At 50.5% G+C, this 23,002-nt stretch carries 21 protein-coding genes, 1 pseudogene and 1 riboswitch; of the genes and pseudogenes, 6 read left to right on the top strand and 16 right to left on the bottom strand.

What is annotated here, in order from left to right:
- Window positions 1-8 precede the first annotated feature (8 nt).
- The 3 genes from ACPV3A_RS10570 to ACPV3A_RS10560 all read right to left on the bottom strand — a co-directional run bounded on the left by ACPV3A_RS10570 (window position 9) and on the right by ACPV3A_RS10560 (window position 1,550).
- On the bottom strand, window positions 9-350 hold the full coding sequence (locus ACPV3A_RS10570; RefSeq protein WP_194544592.1) for a general stress protein: 342 nt from the start codon (window positions 348-350) through the stop codon (window positions 9-11).
- A gap of 87 nt (window positions 351-437) precedes the next feature.
- A complete protein-coding gene (locus ACPV3A_RS10565; RefSeq protein WP_220683881.1) occupies window positions 438-971 on the bottom strand; it encodes a hypothetical protein in 534 nt (177 codons plus the stop codon).
- Window positions 972-1,028: 57 nt separating this feature from the next.
- The gene (locus ACPV3A_RS10560; protein WP_220683880.1) at window positions 1,029-1,550 is read right to left on the bottom strand and encodes a DUF948 domain-containing protein; all 522 of its coding nucleotides are present in this window, start codon (window positions 1,548-1,550) and stop codon (window positions 1,029-1,031) included.
- 278 nt (window positions 1,551-1,828) lie between these two features.
- Between ACPV3A_RS10560 and ACPV3A_RS10555 the strand changes: the two genes are divergently transcribed.
- Window positions 1,829-1,993, top strand: coding sequence for a DUF1328 domain-containing protein (locus ACPV3A_RS10555; protein WP_006212708.1), 165 nt, complete (start codon window positions 1,829-1,831; stop codon window positions 1,991-1,993).
- A 119-nt stretch (window positions 1,994-2,112) separates the two neighbouring features.
- Here ACPV3A_RS10555 and ACPV3A_RS10550 read toward each other — a convergent pair whose 3' ends face one another.
- The 3 genes from ACPV3A_RS10550 to ACPV3A_RS10540 form a co-directional block, all read right to left on the bottom strand.
- Window positions 2,113-3,618 carry a DHA2 family efflux MFS transporter permease subunit gene (locus ACPV3A_RS10550; protein WP_194544595.1) on the bottom strand — a complete coding sequence of 502 codons (1,506 nt, stop codon included), beginning with the start codon at window positions 3,616-3,618 and terminating at the stop codon, window positions 2,113-2,115.
- A gap of 52 nt (window positions 3,619-3,670) precedes the next feature.
- Window positions 3,671-4,120, bottom strand: a complete 450-nt coding sequence (locus ACPV3A_RS10545) for a MarR family transcriptional regulator (RefSeq protein ID WP_426199464.1) — start codon at window positions 4,118-4,120, stop codon at window positions 3,671-3,673.
- Window positions 4,121-4,376: 256 nt separating this feature from the next.
- A complete protein-coding gene (locus tag ACPV3A_RS10540; protein ID WP_194544597.1) occupies window positions 4,377-4,955 on the bottom strand; it encodes a hypothetical protein in 579 nt (192 codons plus the stop codon).
- Window positions 4,956-5,158: 203 nt separating this feature from the next.
- Between ACPV3A_RS10540 and ACPV3A_RS10535 the strand changes: the two genes are divergently transcribed.
- A complete protein-coding gene (locus ACPV3A_RS10535) occupies window positions 5,159-5,524 on the top strand; it encodes a hypothetical protein (RefSeq protein ID WP_194544598.1) in 366 nt (121 codons plus the stop codon).
- Between the two features lie 106 nt (window positions 5,525-5,630).
- On the opposite strand, the gene ACPV3A_RS10530 is transcribed toward ACPV3A_RS10535, so the two are convergent.
- On the bottom strand, window positions 5,631-6,503 hold the full coding sequence (locus ACPV3A_RS10530; protein WP_426199461.1) for a cation diffusion facilitator family transporter: 873 nt from the start codon (window positions 6,501-6,503) through the stop codon (window positions 5,631-5,633).
- 225 nt (window positions 6,504-6,728) lie between these two features.
- Between ACPV3A_RS10530 and ACPV3A_RS10525 the strand changes: the two genes are divergently transcribed.
- On the top strand, window positions 6,729-6,917 hold the full coding sequence (locus ACPV3A_RS10525; protein WP_071219622.1) for a hypothetical protein: 189 nt from the start codon (window positions 6,729-6,731) through the stop codon (window positions 6,915-6,917).
- 125 nt (window positions 6,918-7,042) lie between these two features.
- Here the strand turns inward: ACPV3A_RS10525 and ACPV3A_RS10520 are convergent, their stop codons facing one another.
- The gene (locus ACPV3A_RS10520; RefSeq protein WP_194544600.1) at window positions 7,043-8,668 is read right to left on the bottom strand and encodes an ABC-F family ATP-binding cassette domain-containing protein; all 1,626 of its coding nucleotides are present in this window, start codon (window positions 8,666-8,668) and stop codon (window positions 7,043-7,045) included.
- Window positions 8,669-8,935: 267 nt separating this feature from the next.
- Here ACPV3A_RS10520 and ACPV3A_RS10515 point away from each other — a divergent pair, with 267 nt between their 5' ends.
- The gene (locus ACPV3A_RS10515) at window positions 8,936-9,340 is read left to right on the top strand and encodes a DUF1259 domain-containing protein (RefSeq protein ID WP_426199459.1); all 405 of its coding nucleotides are present in this window, start codon (window positions 8,936-8,938) and stop codon (window positions 9,338-9,340) included.
- A 112-nt stretch (window positions 9,341-9,452) separates the two neighbouring features.
- Here the strand turns inward: ACPV3A_RS10515 and ACPV3A_RS10510 are convergent, their stop codons facing one another.
- From ACPV3A_RS10510 to ACPV3A_RS10495, 4 genes are all read right to left on the bottom strand, one after another.
- Window positions 9,453-10,484 carry an MBL fold metallo-hydrolase gene (locus ACPV3A_RS10510; protein ID WP_071219625.1) on the bottom strand — a complete coding sequence of 344 codons (1,032 nt, stop codon included), beginning with the start codon at window positions 10,482-10,484 and terminating at the stop codon, window positions 9,453-9,455.
- 127 nt (window positions 10,485-10,611) lie between these two features.
- A complete protein-coding gene (gene cydS, locus ACPV3A_RS10505) occupies window positions 10,612-10,713 on the bottom strand; it encodes a cytochrome bd oxidase small subunit CydS (protein ID WP_422759654.1) in 102 nt (33 codons plus the stop codon).
- Between the two features lie 5 nt (window positions 10,714-10,718).
- A complete protein-coding gene (locus ACPV3A_RS10500; RefSeq protein WP_216534063.1) occupies window positions 10,719-11,750 on the bottom strand; it encodes a cytochrome d ubiquinol oxidase subunit II in 1,032 nt (343 codons plus the stop codon).
- Window positions 11,747-13,099, bottom strand: a complete 1,353-nt coding sequence (locus ACPV3A_RS10495) for a cytochrome ubiquinol oxidase subunit I (RefSeq protein ID WP_194544603.1) — start codon at window positions 13,097-13,099, stop codon at window positions 11,747-11,749. The genes ACPV3A_RS10500 and ACPV3A_RS10495 overlap by 4 nt, the downstream gene beginning before the upstream one ends.
- Before the next feature lie 633 nt (window positions 13,100-13,732).
- Here ACPV3A_RS10495 and ACPV3A_RS10490 point away from each other — a divergent pair.
- Window positions 13,733-14,863 (top strand): virulence factor, encoded by a 1,131-nt coding sequence (locus ACPV3A_RS10490; protein ID WP_426199456.1) that lies wholly within the window; start codon window positions 13,733-13,735, stop codon window positions 14,861-14,863.
- Between the two features lie 118 nt (window positions 14,864-14,981).
- A riboswitch (Lysine riboswitch) is annotated at window positions 14,982-15,161 on the top strand.
- Window positions 15,162-15,331: 170 nt separating this feature from the next.
- Window positions 15,332-16,723: an amino acid permease gene (locus ACPV3A_RS10485; RefSeq protein WP_233355141.1), complete on the top strand. Its 1,392-nt coding sequence runs from the start codon at window positions 15,332-15,334 to the stop codon at window positions 16,721-16,723.
- Between the two features lie 76 nt (window positions 16,724-16,799).
- Here the strand turns inward: ACPV3A_RS10485 and ACPV3A_RS10480 are convergent.
- The 4 genes and pseudogenes from ACPV3A_RS10480 to xylB all read right to left on the bottom strand — a co-directional run bounded on the left by ACPV3A_RS10480 (window position 16,800) and on the right by xylB (window position 22,800).
- Window positions 16,800-17,823, bottom strand: a pseudogene (locus tag ACPV3A_RS10480) (transglutaminase domain-containing protein).
- Window positions 17,824-17,930: 107 nt separating this feature from the next.
- A complete protein-coding gene (locus tag ACPV3A_RS10475) occupies window positions 17,931-20,282 on the bottom strand; it encodes a YcdB/YcdC domain-containing protein (RefSeq protein WP_426199454.1) in 2,352 nt (783 codons plus the stop codon).
- Between the two features lie 242 nt (window positions 20,283-20,524).
- Window positions 20,525-21,154: a bifunctional 4-hydroxy-2-oxoglutarate aldolase/2-dehydro-3-deoxy-phosphogluconate aldolase gene (locus ACPV3A_RS10470; RefSeq protein ID WP_426199451.1), complete on the bottom strand. Its 630-nt coding sequence runs from the start codon at window positions 21,152-21,154 to the stop codon at window positions 20,525-20,527.
- 149 nt (window positions 21,155-21,303) lie between these two features.
- Window positions 21,304-22,800 carry a xylulokinase gene (xylB, locus tag ACPV3A_RS10465; RefSeq protein WP_426199449.1) on the bottom strand — a complete coding sequence of 499 codons (1,497 nt, stop codon included), beginning with the start codon at window positions 22,798-22,800 and terminating at the stop codon, window positions 21,304-21,306.
- Window positions 22,801-23,002 lie beyond the last annotated feature (202 nt).

Below are 23,002 nucleotides of genomic sequence, written 5' to 3'. Positions count from 1 at the left end.
CTATATCATCAATCTTTTTTAGCGATAACAAGTACTTTGCCTAGATCCAGCTGTTTCTCATAGAATCCAGCCTCGGCCTCCGTGAAGCCAAGCGATACGATTTTGGCGCGGAGCTCATCGCCGCGGGACCGGAACAAATTCGCAAAGGCGTCAAACACGCCTTCTTCCTTGATGCCTACGTTATTCGCATCGGATGCATCCACGATCCGGCTTGTCTTATCCGAATCATGAGCCAATACATAAATCCGATCCTGATCGTAACCGGACTGCCGCAGGTTCTGCACCTCCTGAACCGCTTGTGTACCATTCTCAACGACTTTGGCATATGACTTCGTATTGGTAAATTCCATTGTGAAAACCTCCCCTAATAGTGTAAAACCTCGATTTAGGTTATAGTCCATTTGTTATTAACCTTATTTCTTAAGGTTGAAACAAATTCAGTCGCTATAATCGAAAAATAAATCAATCCCTGCAATTTCGCCGGAGTCCCGGTCAATAAATACCTTAAGCGCTTGATGGTTCTCAAGGTACACATCCCCGTCCTCCGCTTTGAAATACGGCTTACCCAGTGATGCCCTAATTTGATCGGTTGTCATACCAATACGCTGGTCTTCAACCTGAAAGGATACGGCAGAGGGCTTCACACGAACATATTCCGTGTAGCCGTTGCGGACCCCAATCTCCATATCTTTGTAATCCAGCTTGGTAATTCCGGTCAGCTCTTCATGCTCAATTCGAGCCGGCGTTCCCAGCTTCCGAATGACATCGTGCTTGTTATCCGTTAGCGAAATCCCGTTTAAAGTTCCATAGCTCTCCGTAGAGTTGTCGCTGGTTTGTGCTTGTCCAACATCCGAAGCGGCATAAATTATAGGCGGTGGCGACATCCCGGCAGAAGGCTGCGGCTCTGCCACAGCACCCCCACCTCCGGAGTAAATCAAAAGCCCTACCATCAACAGTGCGACATTCCACATGCGACCTCCTCCTTTCTTCAGCTGTCGGAGCTATACCCGGGTTTAGCTTTCTTACGTTTATCTGGCTTTTTGGCGACGGAAGCTGTTCCACAGACCAACCGCTGTATCCACGTAGGCTAACCAGTTCCGACCGCGTGACTTTTCTTGCGCTTCCGTGTTCTGATATACCGCATCATAGGACTGGAACGTACGATCCTGAGCCGTCAAAGGCACTTCCATACGGGCAGGCTGCTCTTTCTTCTGCTCCATCCGGGATTGCTTAAAGCGGCTAACCATGCCGGAGGATACCTGCTTCACCGCATAGGTGACCTCGCTTAAAGCTTCTCCCAGATTCTTGACGGTATCCAGTACCGGATCGATCTGTCTCATCTTATGCTGAACGTCCACCGTAATATCGTTCGTATTCCGGATGGTCTGCTTCACTTCATAAGTCAATTCGTCCACCGTCTTTTGAACATCCTGAAGGGTTTCTGTTACCTTTTCGAGCGATTGTGTCGCAGCCTTTAATGTCTTGATTAAAAAGAAAACCAGAACCGCAAATGCTACGGCAATAATGGCAACACTGATTTGGGTTAGCATACGTTGTCCCTCACTTTCAAGTATGTTGGTTTCGGATACGCAATAGTTACCCTATCCCCCAGTCCACGAAACAAAGAGATCCCTGCCAATAATGCCATTGTCCTACAGCTTGTTTCATCCCCTGCCACCCCGGTTAAAGAACACTACGAAGGGCGCTGTTGGCAACGGCTAATCGGCTCCCTACCGAGCTTCAAATTGGATATGTGCCGCTTCTTGGAGCATCATGAGACTACATGCCTATGTCCAATAAAATCGATGAAGAAAGCAGGGTGAATAGGATGTTAAAATGGTCCGTAATTTTTCTAGTTGTTGCACTGATTGCAGGGATCTTTGGCTTCTTCGGCATCGTTGAGGCTGCAGCCAGCATTGCGAAGGTGCTGTTCTTCATCTTCGTTGTCCTGTTTGTGATCTCTCTCTTTACTGGACGCAGACGAAGTATGTGACGCTGTCGCATACTAAAGCCCATGCATTGAATATACACATAGGAAATGAAAAAAAGGGTGTCCTCCGTTTGATCAACGGTTAGGACACCCTTTTTTGCGCTGCGCAAAATCGGATCAGATTATACGTTCGTTGCTGCAGCCTCCTGATTTCCTGCGGTTTTCGGCTCTTCCGCCGGCTTGGTCTTCTTGATAAAGAAAGCCAGGATGAAGGAAGCGACGCTGATCCATGTCGCAATAACAAAGGCATAGTTAATGCCATAAATGGTTGCTTCATTCCCCAGCTTAAGCAGGTCGGCCTGATTCTTCGGATCAAATAGCCCCGATTGCATCAGAGCTTCCCCTTTGCTCTCTGCCTGGGTGGACATGACGGTAACTAGAATGGCCGTTCCGATTGAGCCGGAAACCATGCGCAGTGTATTGGACATGGCCGTACCATGAGCGTTCAAGCTCCGTGGGAGCTGATTAAGCCCCGCCGTTTGGATCGGCATCATGAGCATCGACATCCCGAACATCCGGGCCGTATAGATGATCATCATGTGGCTGTAGGACATGGTTTCGGTCAAATTACTGAACTCCCACGTCGTAATGACCGTAATCGCCAGACCGATAACAGCCAGCCATCTTGCGCCTACCTTATCGAAGATCGCCCCCGTGATCGGTGACATGATCCCCATCAGAATAGCACCGGGAAGCATAAGAAGGCCTGATTCCACCGGCGTGAATCCACGAATCTGCTGCAGATAAATGGGAAGCAGGATCATGCCGGCATACATCGCCATCGTGACAATGACATTGATAAGCGTGGTCAACGTAAACATATTGTATTTGAATATTCGGAATTCCAGCATCGGATTGTCGGTCTTCATCTCCCGCCAAACAAACAGGATAAGAGCAATCGCTCCGACCGCTAGGGTCGTAACAACCGGCGTGCTGGACCAACCATCATTCCCGGCATCACTGAAGCCGTACAGCAAACCGCCAAAGCCCAGGGTGGACAAAATGATGGCGATCATGTCCAGCTTCGGCCGGCTGACCTCGGTCACATTTTTCAGGAAGAATACCCCGATTAGCGTAGCAATGATCGAGAAAGGCAGGATCATGTAGAACAGGACACGCCAATCATAGTGCTCCACAATATATCCGGAAAGCGTAGGTCCGATGGCAGGAGCAAATATCATGGCAATCCCCATCATCCCCATCGCCTTCCCGCGATTCTCAATAGGGAATATGTTCAGAAATACAACGGTCATAAGCGGCATCAAAATACCTGCACCGGCAGCCTGAACGAGGCGTCCGGTAAGCAGTAACGCGAAGTTGGGGCTGACCGCGCACAGCAAGGTGCCAATCGTAAACAGCGTCATCGCACTAATGAACAGCTGCCTTGTCGAGAAACGCGCGATCAGATAAGCGGTAACGGGAATTAAGACCCCGTTCACCAGCATAAAGCCAGTGGTCAGCCACTGGGCTACGGTCGGTTTAATGTTCAAATTCTCCATGATGCTCGGCAGAGCAACATTCATCAATGTCTGGTTAAGAATGGCGACAAAAGCGCCAATCATAAGTGCAGCAATGATAGGGCCTTTCTTAACAGGCTCGCCGGGGCGAGCAATGGTATGGGTACTCATGTGCAGCCTTCACTCTCTTTCTAAGTAAAATCATACATTTAGCATGTTTGTTCTATGTGGACATCTGACCTTGGATGTGCTCAACATTCGTCAAAATTTTGCTGTACAGGACACTCAACTGCTTAACCTCTTCGTCCGTTAGAAAACCATATAACAAATCGCTCAACTCGGCACGTTTATTGGCCAACTGCTCGATCAGATCCCTCCCGAGCGGCGTAATCTCCAAATGAATGACCCTTCGGTCGGCTGTATCCCTTGTTCGGCGCGCGAATCCGCCCTCGATCAATTTATCGGATATGCCCGTAACCGCCCCGCATGTCACATGAATGGAATCGGCCAAGTCCGACAATCTCAATGCTCCCTGTTCATGAAGCATCTCCAAGGCGGTATACTGCGTTCTGCCTAGTTTAGGAAACCCTTCCTTCTGCCACTCATGATGCACAGTTCGAACCATCTTCTTAAATAGCATCTCCAACTCCAGAATTTCATTCCGCATGGACATGTATTTTTTACACTCCTTTAAAAGGTCCAGCACTTCTTCAATAGAGACCAATCTACTTCGCCTCTATATACTTTAGTACTAAAACATTTATTTCTAAACAATTACTGATTATAGTGGGGGATAATTATAGTGTCAATGTTTACATATATATTTTTTTCATAGTTTTTTTCTGAAAATAACGACTTTTCTCTTGAAAAACACAAAAAAAGACCCAGACTTGGTTTCCTTGTCTGAGTCTTTAGCCGATTCCCTTGCTTTACTTAAACAGCGAAGGAATGGACATCCAATCCATCGTAAAGTTCAATTCCAAGCCGTCGGACAGAAACTTCACATTTTTCACAGTTACCAGATCCGGTAAATAGTCCTTGAGCGAAATTTGTATCGGCTCCAGCTGGAACATGTTCAAAGGGATCTGGGCTCCCCGGATCGTTGTTGATTCATGCGTCAGGTGAAGATAGCTTCCCTCGGCAGACATCTGAAAGCGCAGCACTGCACCAAAGGGAAGAATCCCCCATTGCCCATTCATATGGGCTGTCATTGTGGTGCCATTCATCACGAAATCAGCACCTGTAATATCGACGCCCAGGTCATGGGTGCTCATATATTTTACCATGTTCTTCTTGCTGAGTTCCCCGACTTCTTCCGTGCTCAGCAGCATGCGGGTATCCCGATTGGACACCATGGTCATCAACTTGTCCTTGAAATCAACGGATCGGTAGCGCATATCCAGAGATTGCGTAGGATAAACAAACCAGACCAACGCACCGACAATCACAAGCAGAAGGACAAATATACCCAGCAGGAAACGTCCGGCTCTTTTTTTTCGACGTACCATCCAAAGCCCCTCCTCCCATAGGATATCCCTGCGGCAACAAGGCTTTTCCCATCTCCAAAGTATATAGGAATCCTTAAAACTTGTCACGAATTGCGAAATGTACCCAATTTTCTTGATTCAAAACATCCAAATCGTGGTTATTACGATAGTGTGTTAAAATAGCGAGATAAAATCATACTTCGGTCCCAAGGAGGAATTATTCCATGAAAAAAACTCTAAGCATTACTGCAGCCCTAGCACTCACCCTGTCTCTGACCGCCGTAGCAAGCGCAGACCCGATTAACGGGACGGTATCCGAAACTTCAGGGACGGTAACTGAAACTTCAGGACCGGCTCCAATCTCGACGACAGACCCTATTATCAAACCGGAAGAAGTCGTGTTGGTGCCTACACCTATGATCGAGATTGCGGAAAGAACTTACTTCTATAACGCTCCAAACGGCGAAAAGCTTGGTGCCTTGGCTCCGCAAAAAATCGACACAACCGGTAATCGAACGGGTGTCGTGCTTGGCGGGGAATGGGTTGAAGTTTATACATGGCTCGGTAAAGCTTGGATTTATGTAAAGTAATCAGGTATGACTGCCGGACTTCATGATCCTTCATGTCTCCTTGCAGGTTAAATGGCAGGTCAAGATGAACTTGGCCTGCCATTTGTATTCGTACCGATCGGTTTCCCTAGGACGATTCCTTAGGCTCCACGTGAATATGGACGCTCATAATATTGTGAATCCTCTCCATCTGTTCTTCGATACGGTCACTGATCTGATGCCCCTCCAGAACAGTGATATCCGGGTCCACCTCGATGACAACATCCACCAGCACATGATTGCCGTGAATTCGGGCCTTCATGTCCTTAATCCCCTCGACGCCGGGCGTACGGGCAATCGTACTACGCAAGTCCGACAAACGATTCTCATCAAAACCGTCCGTCAGACTATAGGTGCAATCCCTGAATATTTCCCAAGCCGTTTTGCAAATAATGACACCAACCGCTACCGCCGCTACGGTATCCAGCCAGGGCAGGCCGAATTGTGCGCCAATAATACCTACAGCTGCTCCCACACTGACGAGTGCATCCGATAAATTATCCTTGGCTGCGGCCATAAGTGCCTGGTTATCGATTCGCCGTGCGAGATTCCGGTTGTACCGGTATACGCCAAGCATCGCAACGGCACACACACCGGCTACGCCGGCAGACCATAAATTCGGGATTTCCTTGGAACCTTCAAAAAATGAACGAACGGCTTCAACCAGCACTTGGATACCAACGACCGCCATGATAAATGAAGCAACCAAAGCCGCAATCGTCTCCGCCCTTAAGTGTCCGTACGCATGATCGGAATCCGGCGGTTTCCGGGAAATTCGCAGTCCGATCAATACGGCGAGCGATGCCACGATATCCGTCAGGTTGTTAAAACCGTCGGCAAGCAAAGCACTGGATGCGAATAAGTATCCACAAAATATTTTAAACGAGGACAACACGAGGTAGGCGGCAATGCTGATCCAGGCCCCGCGTTCCCCTTGTTTGATATTATCATAGGCATTCACTTTATAACGTCTCTCCTTTGCTTGGCTTTCGCAGCCGTCAAGCGATATCCATCATTATCCATATTTAATCCTAGCAAAGGTCATTCGTGTGGGTCTAGAGAAACATAATTGCTTCGGTCAAAGAACCATGGACGTAGAAAATGGTATTAATCATTGTTACCCTTGCCGGGCGATTTAAAAACGAATAAAATGAGGACAAGCGAACACGAAGAGGAGGGTGATACTATGCCCGAGAATAATGAATCACGTAAAGTGAATTTAGCCGATGCAATCCGGCAAAAGCTGGAACAGAAAAAACAGCAGAATGCGTCCGCGAATAAGCCCGGACAATTCCAAGCCGGTTCAGCGCAAAAAATGAAAAGCCAAAACAACAAAAAACCAAACAACCAGCGTCGTCGTACCGGCGGTTCGTAGAAGAGCCAGTATCGTGCTTAACGCAAAAAATGCTGCACCTCCCATACTTGGAAGGTGCAGCATTTTTTTAATGGATCGGACGAGGTGAAAGCTCACGCCCTCATCCTTCGCCATATCCTATTTTCTTAAGCTTCAACCGGGTACATGCTATCCCGAAGTCCCTTGATCTCTTCACTCTCAAGATACTCGTCATAACTCATGCTGCGGTCGATGATGCCATTAGGCGTAATCTCGATAATTCGGTTGGCAATCGTCTGAATGAACTGATGGTCATGCGAGGTGAACAGAATCGTTCCGTCGAAATCGATCAGACCATTGTTGAGTGCCGTAATGGATTCGAGATCCAAGTGGTTCGTCGGCTCATCGAAGATCAGCACGTTCGCGCCGTTCAGCATCATTTTGGCCAGCATGCAGCGAACCTTCTCGCCCCCGGACAGTACGCTTGCTTTCTTCAGCGCTTCCTCGCCCGAGAACAGCATGCGGCCAAGGAATCCGCGCAAGAATGTCTCATCTTGATCCTTGGAATATTGGCGCAGCCATTCCACGAGGTTGATATCAACACCGTCAAAATAGGCAGAGTTGTCTTTTGGGAAATACGCCTGGGTTGTTGTTACCCCCCAGCTGTATTCACCGGCATCCGCCTCGGTTTCACCGGTTATGATCTGGAACAGCGTCGTTTTCGGCATCCCGTTCGGTCCAACAAATGCGATTTTGTCGCCTTTGTTTACAACAAAGCTGACATTATCCAGCACTTTTTCCCCATCCATCGACTTGGTGATCCCATCAATCGTAAGCAGCTGCTTGCCCGCCTCGCGTTCAGGTTTGAAATGAAGAAACGGATATTTACGGTTCGAAGGACGTAGATCCTCCAACGTAATTTTGTCGAGCTGTTTCTTACGGGAAGTCGCCTGCTTCGATTTGGAAGCATTCGCCGAGAAGCGCTGAATAAATGCCTGCAATTCCTTGATCTTCTCTTCCTTCTTCTTGTTGGCATCCCGCTGAAGTTCAAGCGCCAGCTTGCTGGATTCATACCAGAAGTCGTAGTTGCCGACATACAGCTGAATTTTACCGAAATCGATATCCGCAATATGCGTACACACCTTGTTCAGGAAGTGACGGTCATGGGATACCACAATAACGGTGCCTTCATAATCCATAAGGAAGTTCTCAAGCCACTGAATCGATTCCAAGTCCAAGTGGTTGGTAGGCTCATCCAGCAGCAGGTTATGCGGACGGCCAAACAAGGCCTGCGCCAAGAGAACGCGTACCTTCTCGTTACCGCTCAGCTCAGACATCTTCTTATCGTGCAGCTCACGTGGAATGCCGAGACCGATCAGGAGCGCTGCCGCATCCGGCTCTGCATCCCATCCGTTCAGCTCTGCGAATTCGCCTTCCAGCTCACCCGCACGCATGCCGTCTTCTTCGGAGAAATCGGATTTCGCATACAGCGCATCCTTCTCTTTCATGATGTTGTACAGCCGGGCATGACCCATTATAACCGTCTCCAGGACGGGATACTGATCGTATTCATAGTGGTTCTGCTTCAGAACCGCCATCCGCTCATTCGGTGTCATATGAACCTCGCCTTGGTTCGGTTCAATCTCACCGGAGAGGATTTTCAGAAATGTAGACTTACCCGCCCCGTTGGCGCCGATGAGGCCGTAGCAGTTGCCCGGGGTGAATTTTATATTGACATCTTCAAATAGTGCTCGTTTGCCATAGCGGAGCGTTACGCCGCTTGTACTGATCATTAAGCATTACCATCCTTTATCACTATTGGTTTCAGCACATTATAGCATAAGTACGACGGTTATCGAAGCTTCTGGATGATATAAAACGGTTTTAAACAAATATCACCTCCTGCATGCACCTTTTTCTCTAGTACACAAACGCCGACGATCAAGGCCTCTTTTTCTAGTTTAATAGAAAAAGAGGCTTTTCTATTAATGAAAGAAACCAGTCGGATCAGGTCCCCCTCTCATACGTTATATTATTCTGATATGAAAGGAGGGGCCATTATGGGCAACAAGCTTTGCAATCGCCTGGCTCGGATCATTGGGGGCACAGGAAGCGTCACCAATGGCGTGTGCGTTGTCTCCACGCTGCGGAGGCTAAATGTGAAAATATTGGGACGCCGCAGCCGTTCTCCTTTGACACTGCCTTTCGCGTTATCCTTTGAATCCAAAGACTCCCGTGGCCGCACGTTGAATCTGGGGGAAACCGTTATCCTGGAAAAAGAAATCAGTCCGTTTGCGGGGGAACTGCTGAAGCGCGGCATAAAAGTAACCGCCATTCATAACCATTGGCTTTTCCAGAGCAATCCATTCAAATATATCCACTGGGAATCGATTGACGATCCCGTGCAGTTCGCAGAGAAAAGCGCTGCTGCCGCAAGAGCAGTTGGCATTCTGCCAAAACGCTAAACGTTTAGAAGCAACTGAAAATGGGCCCGTAAGGTTATGAAAAACCTTTCGGGCCTCTTTTGGCAGTCTATGGTGTATGGTGCATGTAATCCGAATCGCTTGCACATTTCGGTTATGATGTCACGCTTCTTCGCTCAGGCTGAACCTTAAAGGTTTCTCCGTACTTTAATACGCGAATTCGCTCCTTGGCGATCCCCAGCCGCTCACGTTCCGCTTCCATTCGATCCAGCGCTTCTCTGGCCGTATCGTCTGCCAGCTTGAAGGTGCCGTAATGCATCGGAATCATCGTCTCGGCCTTCACATCCTGGAACGCCTGCAGTGCTTCTTCGGGATTGACGTGCTGCGACGTCATGAACCATTCCGGCTCATATGCCCCGATGGGCATCAGCGCAAGGTGAATGTTGAAGCGTTCTCCGATCAGCTTAAAGCCCTCGAAATAACCGCTGTCTCCGGCAAAATACAAATTCGGCGGAAGCAGGCGGGTGCCATCCTCCGATACAGGTTCGTTATTGCATGATGATTCATCGGAAGAAGCCGAATCCACCTTCGCATCCTGCAGGACAGGCTCCATCACGAACCCTCCCCAATGGGATGTATTCGTGTCAAACGGCGTGCGCCGAGTCCAATGCTGTGTCGGCACGAAGGAGAATTTCACGCCCTTGATGGTCGTGGATTCCCACCACTGCAGTTCAATCACGCGGCGAAAGCCTTTGTTGATCATTTTGCGACGCAGACCAACGGGTACAATGATCGTGGTGTCCGCACGGTACAGCTTACGGATCGAGGCAACATGCATATGGTCATAATGGGAATGCGAGATCAGAATGACATCGATCGGAGGGATCTCATGAATGGGAAGCCCAGGTTCTCCAAGACGCTTATTAAATCCCATTCTCCGCGCCCATACGGGATCAGTCACGATGTTCAAGCCTTCATATTGGATGAAGAACGTAGCGTGCCCGATCCAGGTAACGGAGGTTTCGTGCCGGTTGCTATGCAAATACTGAAGATCCGGCGTCAGGTTCGGAATGCAGTAAGAATAATCCTTCTTCTTCTGACGACGTTCGTCGCGCCACTGCTTGAATTGTTTAAGTGTTTTATCCGTGCTGACGTTATCGATATTGTTATAGCGAATTTTTGGCATGCAGCCTCCTCCTTCCATTACCCTGTATTTTACCCCGTATTGACCTCTCCGCTCAACTTTGCGCTTGTTGTTCTTTTTACACCGAACGTTTCGTGGCGAAACAACCCGGAATTGCCTTTATCCAGAATCAATCCGATGGATCCTTATACTTGACGACGTAGATCGCCATAAAGGCTACAGCAGCCAGTACGGTGAGCAGCGGTGCTATGAAAATGGCGAAGTCCTCCACTTGCCTCACCCCTTCTTCGCGGATTTGCCGCGAATGTAGTTTGCATCGAACAGAAACAATCGCATCAGCAGGATCAGGGAAGGAACCAATACGCAGAAACCCAGGATAAATGCGGTAATCAATGCGATCGCCATCGTATCGTTGGTTATGCTCTCATGAATATGGATGTAATCATAGAGAATATACGGCAGATGCGAGCGTCCATACCCGTACCAAGCAAAGGCAAATTGGAGCATGACCATAATAAAAGCGATGCCGAGCCGGATTCGCTTCCATACGAGGTACACCGCAATGACAAAGCAGATGAACGACGCGATAAACATCCATGCGATATCCAGCATCTGCCCAAAATGCACCGGATTCTGATGGTTAATCTGGAAAAACGCGAACACCGAAGCCAGGATCGTCGGACCGCTCCATCCCAGCGCATAACCCCGGACCACGCCGAACGCTACCTCATCCCCCGCACGATGCGCGTAATAGGACAGGAACATCGCCGAGATGTACAGAACGCTCACAAGCGCAAGCAGGATGACCGACCACGTGTACGGATTCGTGAAGAACGTATACCAATGAAGCTCTACCTTCCCATTGTCCATATAGATAATGCCGCCTTCCGAGATGGCCAATATCGTCGACAACGCTGCAGGGATGAGCAGTCCCGTGGCCCCGTAGAGCCCCATATACACGATATTGTTCCCGGTCTGGCTGCCATACGTGTGATAGGCGTAGTAAGCGCCGCGGATCGCCAGCAGCACAAGGGCCAAGCTGCCCGGCACAAGCAAGGCGGTGCCATAATAATACGCAGCATCCGGAAAAAATCCGACAAGTCCGACCACAAAAAAGATCAGGAATACGTTGGTTACTTCCCAGACGGGAGATAAATACCGCTGGATGATGTTATGAATCTTGTTCTCGTGTCCGGTGAGCACGCTGTAATAGCTGAAAAATCCGGCACCAAAATCAATCGAGGCCACCAGCAAATAGCCAAACAGAAATGTCCACAGCACGGTTATTGCCACCATTGCATAGCTCATTTGCGGTCTCCCCCTTCGATTTCGAGTCCCAGCAGCCGGATTTCCTCTTCCGCGCTTTTATTCCGGAACAATTGGCTTAACACGCGAATCGCGGATACGGATAGCACCAGATACAGGATTATAAACAGCACCAGCATCCAGCCGACGCTTGTTGAAGTGGTTGCCGCATCCGATACCTTCATGTATCCCCGCACAATCCACGGCTGCCTTCCGATCTCGGCAAGGAACCAGCCCAGCCATATGGCTGACATCGATAGAGGCCCCAAAGCCAATATACTGAGCAGCAGCCATTTTGGATAAGGCCTTTTGCCAGGAAGTTTCTTTCGGAACATATACAGGAGCGGAATCAGTACGATCACGGCGCCGCTGGTCACCTTTAGATCGAAAAAATAATGCACCGACATCGGCGGTCTCTCATTCTCCGGAAACTCATTCAGTCCAATGACCTCCGTGCTGGGACTGTTTCCCGCCAATATGCTTAGCGCATACGGAATCTTCAATGCATACTTAATCTCGTTATTCTCATCCAGAAAGCCGCCGTAAATGAGCGGGGCTTGCCTCATCGTTTCAAAATGCCACTCGGCCGCCGCCAGCTTCTCGGGCTGGTATTTAGCCAGAAATTTGCCGGAGAAATCTCCAATCATCACGGTGGCCACAGCAAAAACAAAGGTCGACACGACGGTGAGCTTCAGCGCTTTCTTAAAGTAGATGTGCTTGCTTCCCCGCAAAATACTGAAGGCGGCTATGCTGGCAAGCGCAGCGGCACTGGTCGTAAACGCTGACGCCAGCACATGGCTCACCTTGGTCGGCGTCGCCGGATTGAACATGGCCACGAACGGATTCACATTCGTAAATACCCCATCCACCAGCTCGAAGCCCTGAGGCTGATTCATAAACGCATTCATGCTCGTGATAAAGAACGCTGACGCGGAGGAGCCGATCGCCACGGGAATAAGCAGCAGCAAATGGGTCCATTTATTTTTGAATCGATCCCATGTATAAAGATAAATGCCTAAAAAGATCGCCTCCACAAAAAAAGCAAAGGTTTCCATGAACAGCGGCAGCGCAATGGCTTTACCAGCGACGCGCATAAAGGTGGGCCATAACAAGCTGAGCTGCAGGCCGATGGCGGTACCTGTCACGACGCCGACGGCCACCGTAATCACATATCCCCGCGCCCATCGCCGGGCAAGCAGCGTATAATGGTTGTCCCCTGTCCGAATCCCCCTCCATTCCGCCAGAGCCAACATAATCGGAATCCCAACGCCGATGGTTGCCAGAACAATATGCACAAACAGGGTCAAGCCGGTCAGGATCCGGCTCATCAGTACGGGATCCAGTGAAGACATCAGGTTCACTCCTCGGTTTTGTTATCCAAAATGTTCCATATAGCGCAGATACCCTTTCACCGCGCCGTATAGCATAATGGCCGCAACAATAAAGCATAGAATAAGTCCGCTTTTGATAAGAAAACCTCTATCGAGGCCACTTCAAGGATGAGCGACCGCGATGCATAGGTAGGTTTTCTTGCGATATAGAATTTCATCAGTTCCACTGATAACTCATAAATTCTATATCTAACACGAAGCGAATCAGGAAGTAGCTCGGCATCGAATCTTGAATTCAGCCGGGCCTAAGTAGAAGCTTCCGAAGCATGTTTCCTGCGGAAACATTTCAGGTGCTCACGTACCCAAAACGTACGCTCCGCTCCTGACGTCCCTAGCTTCATCCAACCTTCTCGGTGCTGAAAATCGACCTTTTTGAACACGCACTTTAAGTATTTCAGTCCATCTGCAAGAGTGCGGCCATCTAACATGTGATTCTTTGAAAACCCAAATGCTTTACAATCCCATCATTATCAGTTTTACAAACCTTTCCTCTTTTTATCCAAAGTCCGGTCATTTTGTTTGAATCCTTGCCATGATGTTTTTTCCGGCATGGAAAAGAGGTACAATAAGAGGATAAGGAGGCGAGATAAACCCATGAAAATTACATTTATTGAACCAACCCCGAGCCCGAACTCCATGATGCTTCGTCTTGACGAAACGCTGGAGCCCGGGATTCGAAGAACATATACACTGGATAACGAACGGTCGGCTCCCCCCTGGATCAGGCAGCTGCTCCATATCCCGGGCGTAAAGAGCGTTTTTCATACCCTTGATTTCATCTCGCTCGACCGCAAAGGCAACGCCGATTGGCCTTCCATTCTGGGCGCCGTTCAGGAAATATTCGGTCAGGAGGGGCTTGCCGCCGGACTCCAAGAGAATGCGGAAGATTTTGCTTTTGGAGAGGCTCAAGTGTTCGTCCAGTATTTTCGAAATATACCGATGCAAATCCGTGTCAAAAGCGGGAATCAGGAAGAACGCATCGGTCTGTCGGAGCGCTTCGCCAAAGCGGTGGCCGCCGTCGGAACCTCGACGCTCATCAAGGAGCGCAAGCTCAAGGAGTACGGCGTGCGCTACGGCCAGCTGGAAGGCATCGCCCGTGACGTAGAGCAGGAGCTTGAAGCTGCCTTCCCGCAGGAGCGCCTCGATAAAGTCGTTGCCCAAGCGATTGCCCACGGCGCCAGCGACGAGGATTTCGTCGAGCAGCGCCGGAAGCTGACAGACGAGGAAACCGCAGCCGCGCTGCAGGATGAGGACTGGCGCGTCCGTTATGCCGCGCTGGATGCACTGGAGCCAACGGAGAAACACATTCCGCTTCTCCGCCAAGCCCTTCGGGATCCGAAGATGCAGATCCGCCGGCTCGTCGTTGTGTACTTGGGCGATCTGCGCACCCCTGAAGCGATGGAACTCCTGTATGAAGCCATGCGCGACGAAACACCGGCCGTTCGCCGTACCGCAGGCGATACACTGTCCGATATCGGCGATGCTGCCGCTACCCCGGTCATGATCGAATCGCTCAAAGACAGCAGCAAGATCGTACGCTGGCGTGCAGCCCGCTTCCTGTATGAAGTAGGCACCGAGGAAGCTCGCTCCGCTCTGGAGGAGGCTGCCAATGATCCGGAATTCGAGGTTAGTCTGCAGGCACGAATGGCACTGGAGCGCATCGAATCCGGCGAAGAAGCAGCCGGAACCGTATGGCAGCAAATGGCCAAACGGAATCAATCGTAATTGCATCTGCGAAACTGCCTTAGAACCGTAAAATTTAACCATTGCTTCTAACATGGAATGTGATTTATACTAGGACTCTCTTGTTAGAATTGAATATACAGATAGCCTCATCATTCCAAGATGAGGTAGAGGTTGCAGACATGATCAGTAGTTGTGCCGAGGCGAAGAGAAGCCGGTGAAGCACAGTGAAAGGCATGAATGCCGAAGTGCAGGGTATACTCTTGTATCCTGTGCTGGGGCCGTTGTCGAAAGAGACGGAACTGTCACGGGGATTTCCCCGTGTTGTGCTATCTTCATGGAGGGTATGATGCGGATACGATAAAGACCGCAGGTATAGGACCTGCGGTCTTTTTGTTCTAACAGGGTATATTTTAAATATCATTTCTTAATGTATAGAAGGAGTGTTCGATCTTGAATCGCAAAAAAGCACCGGCTGCTTCGCTCAAGCAGAGCTTTAAAGCCCGTCATATGACAATGATCGCCCTTGGCGGATCGATCGGTACCGGCCTCTTCCTGGCAAGCGGAACGGCCATCGCCTCTGCCGGCCCAGGCGGAGCGCTTATCGCCTATGCCGCGGTTGGCCTCATGGTTTACTTTCTGATGACCAGCCTCGGCGAACTCGCTACGTATCTTCCGGATTCCGGCTCATTCAGCACCTACGCCTCCCGGTTTGTCAGCCCCGCCTTCGGATTTGCCGTCGGCTGGAACTTCTGGTACAACTGGGCCGTTACCATCGCCGCCGAACTCGCAGCGGCGACGGTTATTATTAAATTCTGGTTCCCGGACAGCCCGTCATTTCTGTGGAGTCTTCTGTTCCTGGCGATTATGTTCGGCTTAAACTTTCTATCTGCCAAAGGATACGGCGAATCGGAATATTGGTTTGCTATCATTAAGGTGGCAACCGTCATTATCTTCCTCATCATCGGAGTCATGATGATCTTCGGTATTCTTGGCGGTGAAGCCGTGGGATTCACTAACTTTAGTCTCGGCGACGGGCCGGTACACGGCGGGTTCTTCGCGCTGGTCGGTGTGTTTATGGCTGCAGGCTTCTCCTTCCAGGGAACCGAGCTGATCGGGGTCGCGGCCGGCGAGAGCGAAAATCCGAGAAAACACGTCCCTAAAGCCATCCGTCAGGTGTTCTGGCGCATCCTGATCTTCTATATTTTCGCTATTTTTGTCATCGGCATGCTGATCCCTTACACCCATCCGAGCTTGCTTCAATCCGGGGTCGACAATATCGGTGTCAGCCCATTCACCTTGGTGTTTGAGAAAGCCGGCCTTGCGTTTGCGGCTTCCGTAATGAATGCGGTCATTCTCAGCTCCGTGCTGTCGGCAGGCAACTCGGGGATGTATGCCTCAACCCGTGTCCTGTATGCCATGGCGAAGCAAGGAATGGCTCCGAGATGGCTGAGCCGGCTGAACAGCCGCGGCGTACCGGTTGCGGCACTAATCGTAACCTCTGCCGTAGGCATGCTGGCCTTCCTGGCCTCCTTCTTCGGCGATGGCGTAGTCTACGTGTGGCTCCTGAATGCCTCCGGAATGTGCGGATTCATTAACTGGCTGGCCATTGCCGTGAGTCATTATCGCTTCCGCAAAGCTTATGTCGCCCAAGGTAAAGACCTGAAGGAGCTGCCGTTCCGCGCGCGCTGGTTCCCCTTCGGTCCCATCTTCGCCTTCCTGCTCTGTCTTGTTGCCATTATCGGTCAAGGCAATTTCAGCGGGGAGATCGATTGGTTAACGATCATTGCCACTTATGTCAGCATTCCGTTGTTCCTCTCCATCTGGTTCGGCTACCGCTTGATTAAGAAGAGCCGCATCGTACCATTGGACGAGTGCGATTTGAGCACGAACGTTAAATAAGTTAAACCGGACATACCAAAAGCAGCTTCCCTCCCATACTTGGGAACGGAAGCTGCTTTTTTTGGATACGGACACATTACCAAATGATCTGCACTCTAAGATCACCTGTGTTCTCAAACGCATGATGATAGTATTTGATAGAGCCGAGATTGCTCTTCATCTGCACTTGCTGGAGCACATTTACAAGCTCTCGCTCGCTGCCGTCAAACCGGAACACCAGCTTCCGGCTGCCTTCAGCCTTTGCAGCTTTAACCAGTGGTTGGAGCTGTGCGTAGGAGCTGACGATGGAACGGGCATCATAGAGCTGATATTCCAAATCCCGCTTCAATTGTTCGTATACTTCAGCTCTCGAACGATCCTTCGCAGCTAGCCCGGCCAGCGTGTTGCGGTAAAGCGTGCTGGCCTTCGGGTAGGATTTCACCCAGGTATGATCGCGGCCCATCTGTTCATCCGTCCGGAGATAGTACGTATAGGATACCTCGTTGTCGCGATCCGGCACGGGATCGTTCCACGTCGTGTCCAAGTTTATGCGTTAACAGGGAATAGCCCTGGCATACCGTGCTTCCGGTGTAGAGTCCGTCATAGGCCGTATATTTCGTAAGCGTGGTATCATACTTCAAGTTCCGGACAACCCAATCGTGGATGGCTTTCACCTTCTCATGATCATTCATGCCCGGCTTGATGATTCGCTTCAAAATGCTGTCGGCATTCTGGTTCACGTAGTTCGTCTGCTCCGCAGTCTCGCGGTAACTCAACCGAACGGTAACATTGGCGGAACTGGATGTCCCACGATAGTCGTAGCTATAACTAGCGATGGTGTAGTGAATATAAGGATCACTGGCCATCGCCTGATCAAGTGCATCTTTAAGCTGCGATTTCAGCGATTGGGTCTCTCCCTGGTAAACAAAACGCACCGTCGATTGCCTGTCGCTCATCGCTGTCAGCAGCTTCTGTTGAATCCCATCGACCGACTTCACGACCGCTTTGTTGGAGGTGGCATAGACATCACTGAGATTAGCTGGTTCAGGTACTGCTGCAACGGTTACCGCCAAAGACCCTATGAACAGTAATTTAACGATTGTTCCTCGGCTTCGTTTCATCGGTACACCCGCCCTTCATCTTCCTCATCCGTATGCACCATTATTGTAACACATAACATCAAGGATTAAGGGTTCTAGTTTTGTCGACCGGGCACGAATATCAAATGCTACCAATAAAATGAGGACAGGAAAGAATCGCTGCGTCCCGCCAGCTTCGACATGCGGACCAGTACCTCCGCAGCTTCCGCTCGCGTCACCTCACGCTCCGGCAAGAACTTGCCATCGACCGCCGGGAGAAGCCCCAGCTTGAGCGCGATCAGGGCTGCGCCTTTGTTAGTTATGGCGTCGGCATCCGATATTCCCTGCACATCGGTTGGCAGGATAAAGGCTTTGGACAGCTTCTCGTAATTCAGAATACGGGTCAGCGAGCTTGCCAATTCATCCCTTGTCAGCTTGCGGTCCAGCTGCAGCGGGCTGTCCGGATCATAAGGAATCCAGTTCTGTCCGATCAGCACCTGAATGGCCTGATAATACGGATGATCCGGCTGCAAACCCGCGTATGGATCCATGGTAGATCTTCCATACACCTGCTCGTAGGACGGACTCACCGAAGCCGCCACCAGCTGATACCATTCGCCAAGGGTAATTTGGCGATCCGGGTATACCTTTCCGTCCTTGTCCGGAACCAACACCCGATATTTCACCAGCTCCTTGAGCGCCGCTTCCGCATCATGCCCCGCCGCATCGGTAACCGACGGAATATCCTTGCGGCTCATATCAGGCGTAATATCGCGCCATTCTCCGTTCTTGGCATCAAGCGGTACCGCAATGCCCCCATAAACCGCCTTTTTGTGTGTCGGATAATAAATCAGCTTAATGAAAGGCTTCATAATCTCATTACCGTTCGTTGCGTAACCGCCATAGTAACCGTATTTCAGCTTCAGCTCAATCTCTTCCAGATACTTAGCTCTTGCCTGCTCAGCACTGACGGCCGGCTTTGCATCCGTTGGCAGCTTGGACAGGACAGCTTCGGAATTCACACTAAAGCCCTGGATTTGCCCGTCGGCCTCAATCGTGAGGTTCAGGGAATCGCCCATGACGCGAATATCACCGATATAGCGCTGAAATGAAAATTGATAGTTAAGGGTTTTAGTGTCTTTGCCCATTTTATCAACGGATGTCAGCTTCCATTCCTCGGCAGCATTCGGCACCAGCCTGCTTACCGTCTCGAAGGCGAGATCCTGCGCAGCCTGCTTCGAAATCGGGCTCTTCACTTCCGGAGCACCGGTCCGGTCAAAACGATATCGGTTGTAGGAGTAGATTTGTCCGGTCTTGGCGTCCACCTCTGCGGATACCATCTCCCCTCCGCCCATGGCGGAAAGATGGTTCTCGCCCCATCTTATATTCCACGTCTTGATCTCATTATTGTTCCATCTGGTACCCAGCGACTTGGATTCTGTCTTCAAGCCGGACGGGAGTTTGATCTGCGATTCTACCCATCTGGCTGCTGCCTCTCCGCCAGCGAATGGAGCCGTGATTGGCTTGAAGATCTCTTTGGACGCCGGAATCGTGCCGTTCTCAATCGAGGTAAACTCACTTTCTTCCCCAGTAAAACTAATGAACTTGCCTGTATTGGCATCCATTGAATTCGCTGATTGATCATTAGGTATGTAACCTAAGAAATAATTGCCTTTGGCGTTGTTATATAAATGATCAGGTACATAAGCCAAGGAGACCTGGAACTGATCCTCAAACAATTTACGAATGGAGGCCTCATTCAATTTCGGTGTGGATGAAGGAAACTCTTCATTGACTTGATTGCGGGAATAGTTAATGGTATTGCCCTGTCCGTCCAGCGTGATCGAAATGCTGTTTACATCCGATTCAATTCCGTTCACCGAGGTCTGGAAATAAAAATCAAACCGCGGCGGACTGAACAGCGCCGTCTGCATCCCGAGATAAGCCTCATTCTCCTTAAGCTCGCTGGCCTTCAGATCCGATACATGGCCGCCGATCCATTTCAGCGCCTTTTCCTTGGCTGCTTCACGGGTTATCACCGGTTTGTCGCTACCTTGGTTCAACAAGGAACGAGGGATATAAATGTTAATAAGTTCACCCGTGACCGCATTGACCTGGGCATTGAAGCCGGAGCTTGTGTTCCCTTTGGTCAATTCCATTTGCAGATCCCAAGCAAGTGCGCTCGATCTCATGCCATCATTCTCCAAGAACTGCACATTCGATACTTTCACGTTTTTTAGCTCCGGGAAAGCCTTCTTGATGATCTCTTCCGCCTGCTTGGACGAAATTTTTGCACCCTTCGGTATTTCGTTATCCGTTACACCTTCCGAACCGGTGTTATCGCTGCTAGTCACGGCAGTTACCGTTTCAGATACAGCGACTCCGCTGCCCGGAACGGAATTATCTCCCCATACCGGCTGCGCCAAACATAACATAGCTGTAGCCGTAACCGCACACACGGTCTTTTTTACCCTTACCTTCTTCTTACCCGATGGATTCACTTGATTCGCTCCCTTCCATAACTTGAACCTAACCATGCCTTACATACACATGATGATATCCTTAACAAGTGACTGTACACGGCAGCAATGACATAACCAAGCTACCTAAATAATACCATAACTTGTCTATATATTCCTTATGTAGTAAGCTTCCAAAACATAACCAACATGATTAAGGATGAACAAAGTGTAACTATTTCGATCCGGCTTCTTACGATTGGGAATACCCTATTGAACGCACGCTAGCCAAGCCGCGCAGCTTCAACAAAAGCCGCGGTACGACGCCTGATCTCCTCCATATTTCCGGACGCGAGCGCATCCTTCGGAAGCAGCGCGCTGCCTAAACCAACCGCAACTGCACCTGCATTAAAATAATCCGCAAGATTATCCAGCGTAACACCGCCCGTGGCAAGCAGCGGAATGTGATTCAGCGGGCCCTGAAGCTCCCGGATAAATGACAAGCCCAGGCTCGCCATGGGAAACAGCTTCACGATCTCGGCACCGGCTGCGTACGCCGCAACGATCTCCGTAGGCGTCATCGCCCCAGGCCATACATCAATTCCTTGCTCCAAAGCATATTCGATAACGGAAAGATCCGTGTTTGGCGAGATCAGAAATTGAGCTCCAGCGGAGACCGCTTCCTTCGCCATCTCCACATCAAGCACGGTTCCCGCGCCTATATATACAGCGCCATCATACCGAGTACGCCAATCCTGGATCATATGTAAAGCGCCTTTCGTATTCATCGTCACTTCCATGAACCGAATTCCGCCTTGGGTCAACCCTTCTCCTACGAAGTCGGCCTGTTCTCTCGTAATGCCCCGCACGATGGCAACGATTTTCTCGCGTTTGAGCTCAGGTGTCAGTTTCATTGTCTTCCCCCCATTTCTATTTACACTTCCGGCACGTTCCTAAATCGCATGGCTGCAATTTCAACCTGCTTCAAGTATATGCGGTCCACCGCGTTCACGCAAAAAAGCAGGCCGGGAAACCTGTATTCCCGACCTGCTCTTCTATAGGGTTATCCCCGGAATTCGGACAGCTCAGCGCCTAGTTCACGCGTTGCTCCATATACGCTTTGATAGAGTCCAAACAATTGGTCATAAGCTTGAACTGCCTGCGGATTGGGAGAATACGAGCGTGCCTGCCGCAAAAACGCCTTGGCGCAGTCCTGAAGGCTAGGGAACCAGCCGCAGCCGTAGGCTGCGAGCATCGCCGCGCCCATAGCCGGGCCCTGTTCACTTTCCAGCTTCACGATTTCAGCGTTGAACACGTCCGCCTGCATTTGCAGCCACGTTTCGTTCTTGGCGCCGCCCCCGATGGAAATGACGCGGTCGATCCGCTTGCCGGATGAGCGAAGGATATCGATGGATTCACGGAGAGAGAACGTGATTCCCTCGAGTACCGAACGTGCAAAGTGAGGCAGCTTATGTCCCGCGTCCATTCCGATAAAACTGCCGCGAATGGTAGCATCCGGATGCGGCGTGCGTTCACCAACGATATACGGCGTGAACAGCAGACCTCCGCTGCCAACCGGGATGCTTCCGATATCGCTTAACAGCGCGTCAAAGGAGACATCCGGCGCAAAGGTATCCTTGAACCAGGTCAGGCTGTATCCCGCAGCCAGGGTCACGCCCATGATATAGTAAGCATCTTTCTCGCCATGATTAAAGAAATGGACCTTGCCTTCAAAATCCACCTCGCGACGCTCCTCATAGGAGAGTACCACGCCCGATGTACCAATGCTGCACATCGTCTGCCCTTCTTCGAGAATACCTGCGCCGATGGCGCCGCAGGCGTTGTCCGCACCGCCAGCAAATACCTTCGTATTTGGCAGCAGAGCGGCTTGCTCGGCGATCTCAGGGAGCAAGGTGCCGCACTGATCGAAGGATTCGACCAGCGGCGGGCATAGGGTGTGCGGCAGCTGGAAGGCATCCAAAATGTCGATGCTCCAAGACTTGCCCGCCACATCCAGCAGCAGCGTTCCGGCTGCATCGGAATAGTCCATTGCGTATTGCCCGGTCAGGCGGAAACGCACATAATCCTTAGGCAGCAGGAACAAGGCAGCCTGTTCGAGCAGCTCCGGTTCAAACTCCTGCACCCATAGAATCTTGGGTAGAGTGAACCCTTCCAGCGCGCGATTGCGTGCAATCCCTAGCAGCTTCTCCTGCAGAGTCTCCTCGATTCGACGGCATTGCACCGTTGTGCGCGTGTCATTCCATAGGATGGCCGGCCGCAGCACTGCACCCTCACCGTCTACCAAGACAAGACCATGCATCTGGCCGGAGAAACTTAACCCCTCAACCTCGGATGGGTCAATGTTGTTTCTGCTCATTAATTCCCGTAACGACAATACCGTTTTGTCGACCCAATCCTCCGGTCGCTGCTCGCTGTAACCCGGCTTCGGCTGGCTCAGCGGATACGACTCCGAATGCTCGGCGACAACCTTGCCGCTTGGGTCCACCAGCACGGTCTTCACAGCACTGGTCCCCAAATCAACTCCGATAACGTAACTCATCTATATCCTCCTTCGTCTCCTCATGAACCGAACATGAAAACATCGTTGGCACTTCCCCCGGCGCACGATGCGTGATCCGAGGTATGCTTGGATGGCTGTCGACCATAGCTCGCTATAGTTTCCTGATTGAAATAAGTACACCGGCTTCCCTGGAGGGAGCCGGTGAAGGTTTGGATTTCATGGTACAAGCGCTAAAGAGAGT

It is taken from the genome of Paenibacillus sp. Dod16, from assembly GCF_049893405.1.
In the GTDB taxonomy this organism is placed as follows: domain Bacteria; phylum Bacillota; class Bacilli; order Paenibacillales; family Paenibacillaceae; genus Paenibacillus_AQ.
Note: the sequence above shows the minus strand (reverse complement) of the source record. Positions and strands in the feature narration are given on the sequence as shown.

What these genes read in the sequence shown, in the direction of transcription:
- ACPV3A_RS10570 (WP_194544592.1), bottom strand. Translation starts at nt 350, where the DNA reads ATGGAATTTACCAATACGAAGTCATATGCCAAAGTCGTTGAGAATGGT.
- ACPV3A_RS10565 (WP_220683881.1), bottom strand. Translation starts at nt 971, where the DNA reads ATGTGGAATGTCGCACTGTTGATGGTAGGGCTTTTGATTTACTCCGGA.
- ACPV3A_RS10560 (WP_220683880.1), bottom strand. Translation starts at nt 1,550, where the DNA reads ATGCTAACCCAAATCAGTGTTGCCATTATTGCCGTAGCATTTGCGGTT.
- ACPV3A_RS10555 (WP_006212708.1), top strand. Translation starts at nt 1,829, where the DNA reads ATGTTAAAATGGTCCGTAATTTTTCTAGTTGTTGCACTGATTGCAGGG.
- ACPV3A_RS10550 (WP_194544595.1), bottom strand. Translation starts at nt 3,618, where the DNA reads ATGAGTACCCATACCATTGCTCGCCCCGGCGAGCCTGTTAAGAAAGGC.
- ACPV3A_RS10545 (WP_426199464.1), bottom strand. Translation starts at nt 4,120, where the DNA reads ATGTCCATGCGGAATGAAATTCTGGAGTTGGAGATGCTATTTAAGAAG.
- ACPV3A_RS10540 (WP_194544597.1), bottom strand. Translation starts at nt 4,955, where the DNA reads ATGGTACGTCGAAAAAAAAGAGCCGGACGTTTCCTGCTGGGTATATTT.
- ACPV3A_RS10535 (WP_194544598.1), top strand. Translation starts at nt 5,159, where the DNA reads ATGAAAAAAACTCTAAGCATTACTGCAGCCCTAGCACTCACCCTGTCT.
- ACPV3A_RS10525 (WP_071219622.1), top strand. Translation starts at nt 6,729, where the DNA reads ATGCCCGAGAATAATGAATCACGTAAAGTGAATTTAGCCGATGCAATC.
- ACPV3A_RS10520 (WP_194544600.1), bottom strand. Translation starts at nt 8,668, where the DNA reads ATGATCAGTACAAGCGGCGTAACGCTCCGCTATGGCAAACGAGCACTA.
- ACPV3A_RS10515 (WP_426199459.1), top strand. Translation starts at nt 8,936, where the DNA reads ATGGGCAACAAGCTTTGCAATCGCCTGGCTCGGATCATTGGGGGCACA.
- ACPV3A_RS10510 (WP_071219625.1), bottom strand. Translation starts at nt 10,484, where the DNA reads ATGCCAAAAATTCGCTATAACAATATCGATAACGTCAGCACGGATAAA.
- ACPV3A_RS10500 (WP_216534063.1), bottom strand. Translation starts at nt 11,750, where the DNA reads ATGAGCTATGCAATGGTGGCAATAACCGTGCTGTGGACATTTCTGTTT.
- ACPV3A_RS10495 (WP_194544603.1), bottom strand. Translation starts at nt 13,099, where the DNA reads ATGTCTTCACTGGATCCCGTACTGATGAGCCGGATCCTGACCGGCTTG.
- ACPV3A_RS10490 (WP_426199456.1), top strand. Translation starts at nt 13,733, where the DNA reads ATGAAAATTACATTTATTGAACCAACCCCGAGCCCGAACTCCATGATG.
- ACPV3A_RS10485 (WP_233355141.1), top strand. Translation starts at nt 15,332, where the DNA reads ATGACAATGATCGCCCTTGGCGGATCGATCGGTACCGGCCTCTTCCTG.
- ACPV3A_RS10470 (WP_426199451.1), bottom strand. Translation starts at nt 21,154, where the DNA reads ATGAAACTGACACCTGAGCTCAAACGCGAGAAAATCGTTGCCATCGTG.
- xylB (WP_426199449.1), bottom strand. Translation starts at nt 22,800, where the DNA reads ATGAGTTACGTTATCGGAGTTGATTTGGGGACCAGTGCTGTGAAGACC.